The following is a 13,299-nucleotide window of genomic DNA, read 5'->3' as shown; positions in this document are numbered from 1 at the left end:
TTGGGCGACGCGGGGTGGTACGGCCGGGCGGCGCGGCACCGCCGCGTTGCCGGTGCCGCGCCGCCCGGATGGTCAGAGCAGGCCGAGCTGCGCGGCGCAGTGCGGCCATTGGCCCCAGCCGGACTGGGCCTGGAGCTTCTTGGCCATGGCGGTCTGGGTGGCGGCGTCGGCCTCATGCGGGTAGCCGGTGCCGCCCAGCGCCTGCCAAGTGGACAGGGAGAACTGGTACAGCCCGTAGAAGCCGTTGCCGGTGTTGGTGGCCGCGTTGCCGCCGGACTCGCACTGGGCCAGGGCCGCCCACACCGCGTCGTCGGCGGCCGATGCGCTGCCGGAAGTCGAGCTGCTCGAGCTGGACGCCGTGGAACCAGAGGAACTGGCGGAGTCGGAAGCAGCGGCGGAGGCGTCCGCGGCCTCGGCGGTGTCCTCGGTGGTGGAACCGGTGCCGACCAGCACCACCTCGTCGACGCGCTCGCTGACCACCACGCGGGAGATCACCTCGCGTGAGGTCTCCTGGCCGTCCACGCTGGTGACCTGGTAGACCACTCGGGTGACCCCGTTCACACCCGCGGTCTGTACCTCGGTCTCGCCCTCCGGCAGAGCATCCGTCTCCTGCTCCACCCGCTTGAACTCATCGACCTCGTCCTCGGATACCGAGGAGACCTCGGTCGCGTCACCGCCCGCGACCAGCACATCGGCGGCGTCCGCGTCGGCGGCGATGTCTCCACTCGCCGCCGAGGCGACCACCGCGGTTTCGGGGAGCGCCTCGGCGTCACCACCCGGAGCGGCGGCCTGGACCGCGGCGTAGGCGCCGCCCGAGACAGACAGGGCCAGGGCCGCTGCGACGCCTCCGGCGCGGAGCATGCCGGGTTTAAGCAGATCTTTAACGGGTGTCATGGGGTCCTCTCGTCGGTGGCGGCCGCCACCGAATCCTTGAACTCGACGTCGACTGCCATTCACGCTAACGAAGAGCGCGGCAGCGGACAATGACGTCAGTCACGGATCGGGGCGCCGGTGCGAGCGGGCAAACCCGCACCTGTCCCGGCCGGCCTCACCGCCGCCAACCAGCCCACCAGGCCGGCAACACCCACCACACCCACAAACCGGAAGAGCCGGTTATGTGGCTCTTCGCGTTTTGGGGTGTGGTGATGTACAAGTGAGGGCCTGGTGGCGGTCGTTGTGGACGTTCCAGCGGGGCTGCTCTGGCAGGCACGGGTAGGGCGGGCGCGATTGATCGTCGCGAGCCCGGGCAGGCCACAACAGGTCCCGGCGGACGCGGCGAGCCCCGGCCCTACCCTCTCGAATGCGGCGGTCCGGGCGGGAGGACTCGGCTGCTCGCCTGACGGGGCCCCCCTTCTCGGGTCGACGATTCGACACTTCCGACGACAGTACGTACCTTCTGATCAACGATTCGTACTCCTATGGGACGGTACGTACCTCTAGGTGCCGAACCGCCACGAGAGGGTACGAATCGCCGGTGCTAAGTGCCGAACCGTCAACCACAGGTACCAACCGCCAGGGCCCGCGCCGACCTACGCGCCAGATCCCACCCGGGAAAACACACCAGACAACCCGGCCGGCCTGCACCCGGCGGCGCGGGCATCAACGACCAGGCCCGCACCCCGCACCCCAGCTGACAGCTCCCACCCTCACCCACCACACCCACAAACCGGAAGAGCCGGTTATGTGCCGAGATCGGTAGAAGTGGCGACCCCCAGGCGTTTTGAGCGGCAGCGCATGGGCAGGTCACCCCATGGCCGGTCTTTCACGCCGCCCCTAACCTACCCATATGAGAGTGATCCAGTTGCGCGTGAAGGACCTGTGGTGGTGCAGCGGGCTGTTGCCGTTGTGGACCGTAATCGGATCCGTGATTGACGGCGCCGTGGGGTGGGAACTCTTCTTCATCCCCTACGCGCTGCTCATCCAGCTATTCCTGCAGCTGCTGTTGGCCAGTGTCGCGGCGGCGCCCAACAGCAATGCATGGCGGGAACTGCCGCCGTGGACCAATCGGACGGCGCTGGTGGTGCTCGCCCTGGCGCTGCTGTGGCCTCCGCTGGTACCGGCACTTACCGACTGGCCGGAGTTCGACGGCATTCTCACTCGAGCCGGCATGTCCTCCGACGCCGCAGGAGCCATCGGCTACGGACTCGTACTCGCGTACCTGCTCGCATGGGTTGTGGCGCTCATCGTCGCGGCCGTCGAGGGGGCGGCGCTAACGCGCCGCGCCGCCCTACAGCAGCCGATCCCGCCGACGTCCTCGCCGGGACCAGCACATCTAACACGCCGAGGCCGGTGGATGTAACGCACCGAGACCGGCCGTTGCGACCGGTGCGGTGACGAGTGCGGCGGGGATCAGTACCAGCCGGTGGACTCGGAGTGGGCCCAGGCGGAGCAGGGGGTGCCGTAACGCCCGGAGATGTAGCCCAGGCCCCACTTGATCTGAGTGGTGGGGTTGGTGGCCCAGTCGGAGGCCACGGAGCTCATCTTGGAGCCGGGCAGTGCCTGAGGAATGCCGTAGGCGCCGGAAGAGGCGTTCTGGGCCTGGTAGTTCCAGCCGGACTCGCGGTTCCACAGGCTGACCAGGCAGGTGAACTGGGAGTCGTCCCAGCCGTAGGAGGACATCATCGACTGGGCGATGGACTGGGCGGAGGCAGCGGTGGTGCCGTCACCGGAAGCCGCCACCGTGGTTGTGGTGGATTCGGTTTCGGTGTCGGCGTCCTCACCGCTGGTGTCTGCAGCCGTGCCGGTGCCGACCAGCACCACCTCGTCGACCCGCTCGCTGACGACCACGCGGGAGATCACCTCGCGGGAGACCTCCTGGCCGTCGACGCTCGTTACGCGATAGACCACCCGAGTGACGCCGTCAACGCCCTCGGTCTGCACCTCGGTCTCACCCTCGGGCAGAGCATCCGTCTCCTGCTCCACCTGCTCGAACTCATCGGTCTCGTCCTCGGAAACCGCGGTCACTTCGGCCACGTCGCCGCCCACAACCAGGGCGTCGGCGGTGTCCTCGCCGGAGGCGGCGAGGGCCTGCATGCGCGCCTGGGACTCGGTGAGGGGGGCGACGCCGGAGTCACCGAACTGGGTGGCGGCGTAGGCGCCGCCGGAAACCGCCAGGGACAGGGTGGCGGCCACCCCTCCCGCCCGGTACATCGCCGGCGAAATCGAGGTCTTCGCGGGGCCGTCGGCGCGACGGCGGCCATGTGCGTCGGAGGTTTTGGTGAGGCTCTTTGAGGCCAGTGCCCCAAGCTCAACCAGCGTTGTGCTTAAGGAGCTGCTCTGGGAGTGACGACCCACGGGGATTCTTCCTAACGGTTGACAACTGCCGATCACGCTAACCGACTACGGGTGGCTCAGCAACACAAACTGACACATTTCACACCCATGTGCCGTAGGCCTGAGCGGTGTTGCGGGCCAGCACGGCGGCCATTTTCACCTCGTCGTATCCGCGCAATTGCGCGAGAAAACGTACGGTGTCCGGCATCAGATAGGAGCCGTTGGGGCGGCCGCGCCAGCGCTTCGGCGGCAAGTAGGGCGCGTCGGTCTCAATCAGCAGCAGCTCGTCGGGCACGGCCGCGACGGCGGAGCGCAGCTCCTCGTTGGCCGGGTAGGTGATGGGACCGGCCACGGAGGCGTACCAGCCGTGCTCGGCGCAGGCCTCGGCCAGGGCCGCTCCCCCGCTGAAGCAGTGGAAGACGGTCCGCTCGGGGGCACCGTCGGCTTCCAGAATCTCGATGCAGTCGGCGTGGGCGTCGCGGTCGTGGATCTGCAGCGGCAGATCGAGCTGCTTGGCCAGGGCGATGTGTTCGCGGAAGGCCTCACGCTGGACGGCGGCGCCGCGCGGACCGGTGCGGAAGAGGTCCATGCCGGTCTCCCCGACGGCGACGACGACGTCCCGGTTACCGCGCACCTGCGCCTCCAAGCGGCTGACCGCCTCGTCCAGGGGCTCGTCGTGGTGGGGCAGGCGCACGGGCTCCAGGCCGTCGGGGCCGATCTCCCGCACCCGGGCGTGGGCGACGGCCTCGTTGGGGTGGATGGCCAGCGCGACCCGCACGCCGGGAAGCTCACGCGCAAGGGTGAGGCTCGGCGCCCAGGCGGTGGTCTCCGCGGCGGAGGTAATGAGGGCGGTCACTCCAACCGCGGCTGCCCGGGCAACCAGTTCGGCGGCGTCCAGCGGCGCGTCGGCGCCGGGCCCGGCGGCAACCTCTCCGGGAACCGGCAGGTGGGTGTGATTGTCGGTGACCGGCGCCGCCAGAGGGGCGACGGCGTCGGCGGGCGGCCAGGAGCGGTCGCGGTGCTTGCGGCTCATGCGCCGGTGACGTCGTCGGGCTGGGAGTCGGCGTAGCGGGCCAGCTCCTCCTCCACGATGGCCTCGTCGAGCTTGACGAAGACGGGCTTGGGCTTGGCGATCGGCGTACCGACCGCCACGGGGTGGCGCTCCCACGTGGGCACGCCGCTGTAGTCGCCGGTGATGATCGGGTAGCCGGTGCGGCCGGTGAAGGCATCGGGCAGCACCTGCGGGTCGAGCTCGTCCACCTCCTCAATGTGGGGCATGGGGGCGATGGTGCCCTCGCCGCCCATGACGCGATCGACGTCGTTGGCGGCGTGCGGCAGGAACGGGGAGAGCATGAGGTTCAGGTCGACCACCACCTGAGCGAGGGTGTGCAGCACGGTGGCCAGCCGCCGGTGTTCGGGGCTGCCCTCCTCCCCCTTGAGTTTGAAGGGCTGGGTGTCGGCGATGTACTTGTTGGCCTCGCCCACCAGCCGCATGGCCTCGGCGAGCGCGGCCTTCTGCCGGTGGTGGCGGATCAGGTCGCCGACCGTATCGAAGCCGGCGGCGACGGCGTCCAGCAGGGCGCGGTCCACGTCCTCCAGCTCGCCCGGGGCGGGGATGGCGCCGAAGCGCTTGTGGATCATGGCGGCGGTGCGGTTGACCAGGTTGCCCCAGCCGGCCACGAGCTCGCCGTTGGTGCGGCGCACGAACTCCGCCCAGGTGAAGTCGGCGTCGGCGGTCTCGGGGCCGGCGGCGCAGATGAAGTAGCGCAGGGCGTCGGCCTGGTAGCGGGCCAGGAAGTCGCGCACGTAGATGACGATGCCGTGGGAGGAGGAGAACTTGCGGCCCTCCATGGTCAGGAACTCGCTGGAGACGACCTCGGTGGGCAGGTTCAGCACGCCCATGTCGCCGCTCTCGCCGCCGCGCTCGCCCTGGCCGTTGTAGCCGAGCAGCTCGGCGGGCCAGATCTGGGAGTGGAAGACGATGTTGTCCTTGCCCATGAAGTAGTAGGACAGGGCCTGCGGGTCGTTCCACCACTGGCGCCAGGCCTCGGGGTCACCGCTGCGGCGGGCCCACTCGATGGAGGCGGACAGGTAGCCGATGACGGCGTCGAACCACACGTACAGGCGCTTGTTCGGCTGGTCCTCCCAACCGGGGATGGGGATGCCCCAGTCGATGTCGCGGGTCATGGCGCGCGGGCGGATCTCCGCCAGGATGTTCTTGGAGAAGCGGATGACGTTGGGACGCCAGGCGCCGGAGGCCTCCCGCTCGTCCAGCCAGGCGCCGAGCGCATCGGCCAGGGCGGGCAGGTCCAGGAACCAGTGAGTGGACTCGACGAACTCGGGGGTCTCCCCGTTGATGCGGGAGTGGGGGTCGATCAGGTCGGTGGGGTCGAGCTGGTTGCCGCAGGTGTCGCACTGGTCGCCGCGGGCGCCGGCGGCGCCGCAGATCGGGCAGGTGCCCTCGATGTAGCGGTCGGGCAGGGTACGGCCGGTGGAGGGGGAGATCGCGGAGCGGGTGACCTGCTCGACCATGTAGCCGTTGTCGCGCACGGTGCGGAACATGTCCTGCACCACCCGGTAGTGGTTGCCGGCGGTGGTGCGGGTGAACAGGTCGTAGGACAGGCCGAGCGCCACCAGGTCCTCGACGATGAGCCGGTTGTTGCGGTCGGCCAACTCGCGCGGGCTGATTCCCTCCTCGTCGGCGGCAACCAGGATCGGGGTGCCGTGCTCGTCGGTTCCGGACACCATGAGGACGTCGTGGCCGGCCATGCGCATGTAGCGGGAGAAGACGTCGGACGGGACGCCGAAGCCGGCGACGTGTCCGATGTGGCGGGGACCGTTGGCGTAGGGCCAGGCGACGGCGGAGAGGATACGGCTCATGGGGGCAGCCTATCCGTTCCCGCGGCCGGGTACGGCCCCGGGTTGTTCTCCCCCTGTGTTTGCGGCTCCGGCACCCCTATGGTGGCGGCGACGAGCACGCCAGGTGTGCGTCATCGAGCTTGGAGGAGATCACGATGCCCCGACCGCCTGCGTCTGGAAGACCGCGAGTCCCGTTGCGCATCGGCGTGGTCCTGTGCCTGGTGGCGCTGGCCGGGCTGGCCATCTGTCTACCCATGGCGCGCCCCATCAGGGACCTGCAGGCGCTGGATTCGGCTGGGGTGACCACCGTGAGCCTGGATGCGGCGACCACATATGGCCTGTGGGGTTATAGCACCGTGGACTGCACCGTCACCGGCCCGAACGGGGACGGCGTCGTGGTTCTTCCGCCGTCGGAGGAGACGCCAGTGGCCGATCATCGGATTCTCGGAGTGATCGAGGCCGAAGCGACCGGCGATCACACCTTCACGTGTTCCGGGCACGAGAAGCAGGAGGTATCGGTGGGGCGCCTGACCGACCTCCGGATCGTCGACTGCGGTTGGTGGGGAGCGATCACCGCTACCTGCATGGGCCTCGTCGGCCTCCCGCTGGCTACGTTCGGGGGCATTTGGCACTTTATCGACAATAGGCGCGCCCGATCGAACCGGCGCGGCCCCGCCGCAACCACCCGGGGAATCATCCGGGAATAGTCGGCGTACCAACGTCGATCTGCTTCCCGCCAACGTCTCGCCGTCACTCACGGAAGCCGCCTGCGGGCGACACGGCACGTATCGTGAGCGTGATAGCGCGACAACCGACGCCACCAGCCCTCTACCGCACCGGAGTAACCCATTGTCCTACCCCCCCCCGACTCCCGGCTCCCCCTATGCGACCGCGCCCCGTGGCGCCGGCCCCAACTCCTACGCCCCTGCCGCACCGGCCCCAAGGGACACAAGGGGCCGCTTATTCTGCTGCTGTCTGGGGTGGTCCTGTGCGTGTTGGCCGCCGTGATCGTTGTGGCCTTCGCCGGCTACATGACCCGGTTCGATCACGACCCGCGCCCCGTTGACGCCAACGGCTCAACCCGCGTGCAGTTGGACTCCACGGTCACTTACGGCCTTTACGGCAATGGGGACTCACAGTGCTCCGTAACCGCCGCCGATGGCACCGAGGCGACGCTGGCCACTCCGTGGTCAAACACGACGGTCAACGGGCACCTCCTCTTCGCCACGGTTGAGGCAGGCATCTCCGGCGAGTACACCGTCACCTGCACCACCTCCGTCGCCGGTGAGGACGTGTATTTCGGCCCCGCGATCGGAGCACAGGACGTTGGACGCAGCGTTTTCCTCGTCTTCGCCGCAGTCTGCATGTTCATCGTCGGTGTTCCCCTCACAATCGGCGGCATCATCTGGCTCGTCGTACGCAATTCACACAACAGGCGAGCTCTACAGACGCAGGCTGCATATCCAACCGCAGGCACCAGGCTGTGAGGTTCGGCTGACGAAGACGGCATCGCCCCGTAAAGTCACGTAAAGTCACGGTTGAATCTCGTGGGAGTCGGCGGCGGCCCGCCGGCGGGAAGTACCGGCAGGAAGTAGAGGTGCAGGCGATGGCCGTGTGGAATCAGCCCGGTCCGGGCGTCAATGGACCACCGCAGCGCCCGCGAGGCGTGGACGCGGACGGCCTGCCCTCACTGACGGTGCCGCGCGTCGTCACCATCGGGGGCGTGGCGGCGCTGCTGGTGGCGGTAGCACTGTTCGCAGCAGCGGTGGCGATTGCCCCGCGTGTGCTTGAGGAGGACGCCGTCGCGATCGACCAGGGTGGGCGGTCGACGGCGCTGTCCCTGCTTGAGGACACCGAATACGGCTTCTTCTCCGCCGACGCCAACGTCGCCTGCAAGGTCTTCGACCCGGCGGGAACGGCACTGGATGTCTATACGCTGGATCATGACAATAGCGACCCGCCCCAGGTGCTCGGCTTCCGGTCGACCAACGCCGGCACCTACGACGTCGCCTGCACCGGGACAAGCGCGATCACCATCAACCAGTCCAACGTGTCCCCGGAGTGGAGCCGTAGCCTGCGCATGGCCGTCACTTCGATCCCCTTCTGCGTGGCGGGCCTGACCAGCACCGTAGTCGGCGCGATCTGGCTGGTGGCGCGCCGACGTCGTCGCACGCGCGTCATGATGAGCCGACTGTATCCGCTTGCAGGAGCCACCGTCGTTCCGGCACCACCGATGTCGGCACCGCAGCCCGCCCCCGCCGCAACGCCGACGGTCGGTTATGGCCTGGCCCCGCAGCAGGTGGTCTACCGGCCGCTGCCCCCGCCCGACGGCGGCCAGGGCGTCTAGCCCTCTTCTTCCGGGCGCCGGCGTTTTAGGCGTCGTCGGCGTCGCGCCGGGCAAGCGCCGCCCGATACACCTCATTGGGGCGAGCACCGGCCCGCGGGGCGACCTCGGCGGCGGCAGCCTTCAGCCGCATGCCGGAGTCCGCCAGGGCCAGCGCCTCGGCGGCAGCCTGCTGTAGGTCCACCACCCGGGCGGGGGCGCCGGCAACCACCAGCACCACCTCCCCCAGCACGCCGTCGGCCGTGGCGTCCGCGAGTTCCCCCAGGGTTGCGCGCTGTACCTCCTCGTGCGTCTTCGTCAGTTCCCGGCACAGTGCGGCACGGCGGTCCGCGCCGAAGGCCTGGCCCATGGCACGCAGGGTCTCGTGGGTGCGCCGGGGCGATTCCAGGAACACCATGGTGCGCGGCTCATCCGCTAACGCCGTCAGGGCGCGGACGCGCTCCCCCGCCTTGCGCGGGAGAAAACCCTCGAAGGTGAAGCGATCGGTGGCCAGTCCGGAGAGCACCAGGGCGGTAAGCACGGCGGAGGGCCCGGGCGCGGCGGTGACCGGGACGTCGGCGTCGACGGCGGCCACCACCAGCCGGTAGCCGGGGTCCGAGATGCCCGGCATGCCGGCGTCGGAGACAACCAAGACGGCGCTGCCCGCACGGGCGGCCGCAAGCAGTTCGGGGGCCCGGGAGGCCTCGTTGTGCTCATGGAAGGCCACCACGCGGCCGCCCACGCTCACCCCCAGACGGCGGGCCAGGGCGAACAGGCGGCGGGTGTCCTCCGCGGCGATGAGGTCGGCACACTCCAGGGCCCGGCGCAGGCGCGGGGAGGCGTCGGCGACGTTCCCGATCGGGGTCGCGGCCAGGGTGATCGTGCCCGGGCGCGGGGCGGCGTCCACCGAAGGCGCAGGCGGCGCGACATCCTCCGGGGCCGCCGGCCGTGTTTCTGCCGTCCGGTCGGCCTCGGCCGCCGGCGCGCCGCTGTCGTCCGCGGGCGTGGCATCACTCATGTCGTTATTCATGGGCTCAGTATGACGGGCCGCCTTAGACTCGCAGACGTGACTTCACCCTGTGCTGCTTCACCGGATGGCGCCGACGCGTCCCCTACTCCAGGAGACTCTCCCGGCGATGGCTCCCTGCACGCGGCAGCTGCCGCGACTGCCGTCGTCGAGACCGACAGCGCCTCCAAGACCGACACCAACGCCGGTAAGCCCGGTGAGACCGAGACTCCGCGCAGCGAGAACCAGCTGCGGTCTCTACTGGGACTGGAACCGCTTGGCACCGAACTGCCGCGGCAGACGCGTATCAACGGCTGGGTGGCCACCGCGTTGGCTGGACTGGTGGCGGCGCTGACGCGGCTGATTGGCCTGAGTCACCCGCATCAGCTCATGTTTGACGAGATCTACTACGTCAAGGACGGCTACGCACTGTGGCAGAACGGCTACGAGTCCAAGTGGGGCGACGGCGCCGATGAGCTGTTCGCGCAGGGAGACTTCTCTGCGCTGACAACCGACCCCAGCTATGTGGTGCATCCGCAGCTGGGCAAATGGCTGATCGGTCTGGGTATGCAGATCTTCGGCGCGGACTCTTCTTTCGGCTGGCGGGTCATGCCGGCGTTGGCGGGCGTTTTGACGGTGATTGTGCTGGCGCGGCTCACGCTGCGGCTGACCCGTTCGCCGTTGCTCGCCGGCCTGGCCGGGGTATTGCTGGCGATCGATGGTGTAGGGATCACCGAGTCGCGGATCGGACTGTTGGACGGGTTCATCGGCCTGTTCGCGACGCTCGCGCTCTACTGCGTCGTGCGCGACCGGGAATGGTCCCGGGCGCGCCTGGCGGCCGACTTCGCGGGCGTGCCCATCGCTGCGGAGGTGCCTGCGCCCCTGGCACCGCGGGCACACCTGCGCCCGTGGCTGATTGGGGCGGGCATCGCCGCCGGGCTGACCTGTTCGGTGAAGTGGTCCGGCGCCTACCTGCTGGCTGCGATCGGGATTCTTGTGGTCGTCTGGGATACGTTGGCGCTGCGCCGGGTCGGGGCGCGCGCCTGGTTCCTCGAGGGGACCGTTGCGCGCGGCGTTGGGGATTTCATTCGCCTGGTGCCGGTGGCCTTCATCGTCTATCTGGGGGCCGGCTGGGGTTCGTGGTTCTTGCACGACGGCGCCTACTACCGCGGCTGGGCGGCGGCGCAGCGCGCGGAGACCGGCACGGTGGCGCGCTCCTGGCTACCGGATTCCCTCAACGACCTGCTCGAGTACCACCTGTCGATGTACAACTTCCACGTTGGCCTGGACACCGAGCATCCCTACATGTCGAAGCCGATCGGCTGGCTGGTGCAGTGGCGGCCGACGTCGTTGTACTGGAAGGGCTCTGAGGAGCTGGCCGGCGCCGATTGTGGTTCGGGCCGCTGTATCCAGGCCATCACCTCGATCGGCAACATACCCATCTGGTGGGCGGCCGTGCTGGCACTGGTCTTCGTGATCGTGGTACTGGCAATCGGCCGCCGCGACTGGCGCGTTTGGGTGCCGCTGATCGGGTACGTCGGCCTTTACCTGCCGTGGTTCATCTACTCCAACCGGACCATCTTCACCTTCTACACGGTGGCGTTCGAACCGTGCATGGTGCTGGTGCTGGTGTTGGCACTGGGCGCAGTTTCCGGCATGCTCACGCCCGTGCCCGGGTCGGCAGCCGAGCGTGAGGAGGCGCGTCTGATCGCGGAGGGACGGATTGGGCCGGGGCTCCCCTATCCACGTGGCGCCGTGGCCGCATATTTCGGCTTCGGCATGCGTGCAACGCGCACCCGTCTTCCCGAAGCCTGGACGGGCGTACCGCATTGGCGCCTGCGCGGAGAAGGACTGGCACTGATGGCCGGCGTGATTGTGCTCGCTGCGATGTTCACGGTGGCGTGGTGGCCGATTTGGACCGGACAGACCGTGTCCTACACGTTCTGGCACTGGCACATGTGGCTGAGTTCTTGGATCTAGGGCCGGCGTCCACGGGGTAGCCCTGTCTTGTCCCCCTGGTTGGAGCTACGGGGCATTCCGCTGCGCGCGACTGCGGTGGGGCACTTCCCGGGCCGGCAGGCCCGGCGCCCCATGTGGTACGTGCGGCTGAGCTCTCGGCCGCACGGTAGGGCCCGCCGGAGTCCGCGTTCCGCGGGCCCTGCCCCGGGCACCTCCTGCTGGAGCGGTCCAAACCGACGCCGGGGGGCCAACCGTGGGCCCTACCCGGGGCGTAACCTGAGTCGTGACGGTTTAGTGGCTCTTCCGGTTTGGGGGTGTGGTGGTTGTCTGGGGCGGCGGCAGGAGTGCTGCCGATGTCCTGGGACATGGCATGGGGTGGGGTGACGTGGGGTGGGGTGTTTGGTACGCCGGCTGGGCGTTAACAACGCTACTTAACGCTCTGCTGTATACCTCTGGGGCCTTCAGCAGACGGTTAACTGGCGTTGTTAACGCCGAAGTGGCGTTGCAGACGGCGAAGTGGCGTTGCAGACGGTCCCGCTTCCGGGCGCCGGAGCTGTCGGCAGCCAAGTGCAGCCAGGCCAGGCGTTCTGGCGTGGTGAGCCGGCGCCGTGGAGGTTCAACCCGCGTCCTCGAGCACTCCGCCCGGCCGGCGGCGAGGACGCCCCTACCGGCCTGAGGACGCCCTCGCCGGCCCGAAAACGTCCTCGTGCGCCCGACACTGGTCGAATACGTCCTCGTAAGCCCCAAACCCTCCCGCATGTGGAGGGTTTGGGGATGACGAGGACGTTCTCGGCAGAGCAGCACCTACCGAGCACGACCACGCCGGCCCGAGCACGACCACGCCGGCCCGAGCACGACCACGCCGGCCCGACATCGACCTCATCCGCCCCCGAGAACGTCCCCGCCGACCCGACACCGACCTCACCACCCCAACCACAACCACCGCAACCCGGACCGAAGCCACCACGCCGGAAGCACCACACCCTCAAACCGGAAGAGCCGGTTTAGTACCCACAAGTCATGCTATGCCGGCTGGCGCCCGTGAGCTGGGGGCGTCTGTTACGCCACTTCACCGTCTACTACGCCGGTTAACGGTCCGCTGTATACCTCGGAGCCCTTCAACAGACGACCAAGTGGCGTAGTAGACCGCGAACAGGCGTAGCAGTCGAGTACCCCGTTGCCGAGCACACGGCCAAGGGGCCCCTCGGTGAGTACGTGCCCGGCTGAGGTTCGCGGCTCGAGCCAGTACGGGCGTGCCTGCGAAGGTCGCACCGCCTCACCGTTGCCGTGTTGCCCTGATCATGTTTCCGGGAATCAAGCGCAGATGACAGTGATCGCGCACGGCCCCTGGGCCTTTGGCTGTGGTGTCTGCCCACTCGTATTTCCGTGTGTGCGGCCTGTGTGGGCTCGTGGTTTGTGGGCTGGTGCGGCTGCTTTGCCGCGTTGGTGTCTGGTGTGGGCTGTGCTGGGTGTGTGTGGTGTGTGCCCCCCGGGCCGGGGCCCCGGGGTGTGGTTGTGGGTGTGGGTTCGTGAGCGTGCCGGCAGTGTCCTACTCTCCCACCCGCCTTCCGGGGGCAGTACCATCGGCGCTGGGGGGCTTGGCTTCCGGGTTCGGAAAGGAAAGACCGGGCATGACCCACCCCGCTATGACCACCGGCACACACACCAACCCACACCCACCCAGAAACAACCAGGCCAGGCGGGCGCTCGCGCACGCACCACACACCCTGTTCACATATCAGCACCCGCCCGGGGGTGGGTTGCCTGTGAACCGTACAGCGGACGCAAAAAACAAACCAAGTGATTGAAAGAACTACTCAACTCATGTTGTTTGCCGGTTGAACACTGCTGCTTGTGGAAGCCCCACGCGTCAAGCCGC

Annotated in this window: 10 protein-coding genes and 1 rRNA gene; 5 read left to right on the top strand and 6 right to left on the bottom strand. The window is 68.7% G+C overall.

The window, feature by feature from the left end; translation table 11 throughout:
* Positions 1 to 72: 72 nt before the first annotated feature.
* Positions 73 to 894, bottom strand: coding sequence for a resuscitation-promoting factor (locus ACGLYG10_RS16800; protein ID WP_073328251.1), 822 nt, complete (start codon positions 892 to 894; stop codon positions 73 to 75).
* Between the two features lie 892 nt (positions 895 to 1,786).
* Here ACGLYG10_RS16800 and ACGLYG10_RS04265 point away from each other — a divergent pair.
* On the top strand, positions 1,787 to 2,299 hold the full coding sequence (locus tag ACGLYG10_RS04265) for a hypothetical protein (protein ID WP_139240819.1): 513 nt from the start codon (positions 1,787 to 1,789) through the stop codon (positions 2,297 to 2,299).
* A gap of 50 nt (positions 2,300 to 2,349) precedes the next feature.
* Here the strand turns inward: ACGLYG10_RS04265 and ACGLYG10_RS04260 are convergent, their stop codons facing one another.
* The 3 genes from ACGLYG10_RS04260 to metG form a co-directional block, all read right to left on the bottom strand.
* Positions 2,350 to 3,294, bottom strand: a complete 945-nt coding sequence (locus ACGLYG10_RS04260; protein ID WP_073328245.1) for an aggregation-promoting factor C-terminal-like domain-containing protein — start codon at positions 3,292 to 3,294, stop codon at positions 2,350 to 2,352.
* A 79-nt stretch (positions 3,295 to 3,373) separates the two neighbouring features.
* Positions 3,374 to 4,306: a TatD family hydrolase gene (locus ACGLYG10_RS04255; RefSeq protein ID WP_073328243.1), complete on the bottom strand. Its 933-nt coding sequence runs from the start codon at positions 4,304 to 4,306 to the stop codon at positions 3,374 to 3,376.
* Positions 4,303 to 6,153: a methionine--tRNA ligase gene (gene metG / locus ACGLYG10_RS04250; protein WP_073328240.1), complete on the bottom strand. Its 1,851-nt coding sequence runs from the start codon at positions 6,151 to 6,153 to the stop codon at positions 4,303 to 4,305. Before metG ends, ACGLYG10_RS04255 begins: the two co-directional genes overlap by 4 nt.
* 134 nt (positions 6,154 to 6,287) lie before the next feature.
* Between metG and ACGLYG10_RS04245 the strand changes: the two genes are divergently transcribed.
* The 3 genes from ACGLYG10_RS04245 to ACGLYG10_RS04235 all read left to right on the top strand — a co-directional run bounded on the left by ACGLYG10_RS04245 (position 6,288) and on the right by ACGLYG10_RS04235 (position 8,479).
* Positions 6,288 to 6,839, top strand: a complete 552-nt coding sequence (locus ACGLYG10_RS04245) for a hypothetical protein (protein WP_139240817.1) — start codon at positions 6,288 to 6,290, stop codon at positions 6,837 to 6,839.
* 285 nt (positions 6,840 to 7,124) lie between these two features.
* Positions 7,125 to 7,619, top strand: coding sequence for a hypothetical protein (locus tag ACGLYG10_RS04240; protein ID WP_139240815.1), 495 nt, complete (start codon positions 7,125 to 7,127; stop codon positions 7,617 to 7,619).
* 110 nt (positions 7,620 to 7,729) lie between these two features.
* Positions 7,730 to 8,479 (top strand): hypothetical protein, encoded by a 750-nt coding sequence (locus tag ACGLYG10_RS04235; protein ID WP_073328233.1) that lies wholly within the window; start codon positions 7,730 to 7,732, stop codon positions 8,477 to 8,479.
* Positions 8,480 to 8,504: 25 nt separating this feature from the next.
* On the opposite strand, the gene rsmI is transcribed toward ACGLYG10_RS04235, so the two are convergent.
* The gene (gene rsmI, locus ACGLYG10_RS04230) at positions 8,505 to 9,485 is read right to left on the bottom strand and encodes a 16S rRNA (cytidine(1402)-2'-O)-methyltransferase (protein ID WP_244542573.1); all 981 of its coding nucleotides are present in this window, start codon (positions 9,483 to 9,485) and stop codon (positions 8,505 to 8,507) included.
* Between the two features lie 36 nt (positions 9,486 to 9,521).
* On the opposite strand from rsmI, the gene ACGLYG10_RS04225 reads away from it, so the two are divergent.
* Positions 9,522 to 11,441 carry a dolichyl-phosphate-mannose--protein mannosyltransferase gene (locus ACGLYG10_RS04225; RefSeq protein ID WP_073328230.1) on the top strand — a complete coding sequence of 640 codons (1,920 nt, stop codon included), beginning with the start codon at positions 9,522 to 9,524 and terminating at the stop codon, positions 11,439 to 11,441.
* Positions 11,442 to 12,956: 1,515 nt separating this feature from the next.
* Here ACGLYG10_RS04225 and rrf read toward each other — a convergent pair.
* Positions 12,957 to 13,078: ribosomal RNA gene (gene rrf / locus ACGLYG10_RS04220) — 5S ribosomal RNA — on the bottom strand.
* Between the last annotated feature and the right edge of the window lie 221 nt (positions 13,079 to 13,299).

It is taken from the genome of Actinomyces glycerinitolerans, from assembly GCF_900098745.1.
GTDB classification, from domain to species: domain Bacteria; phylum Actinomycetota; class Actinomycetes; order Actinomycetales; family Actinomycetaceae; genus Actinomyces; species Actinomyces glycerinitolerans.
The sequence above is the reverse complement of the archived record's forward strand: the minus strand, read 5'-3'. Positions and strand labels throughout refer to the sequence as shown.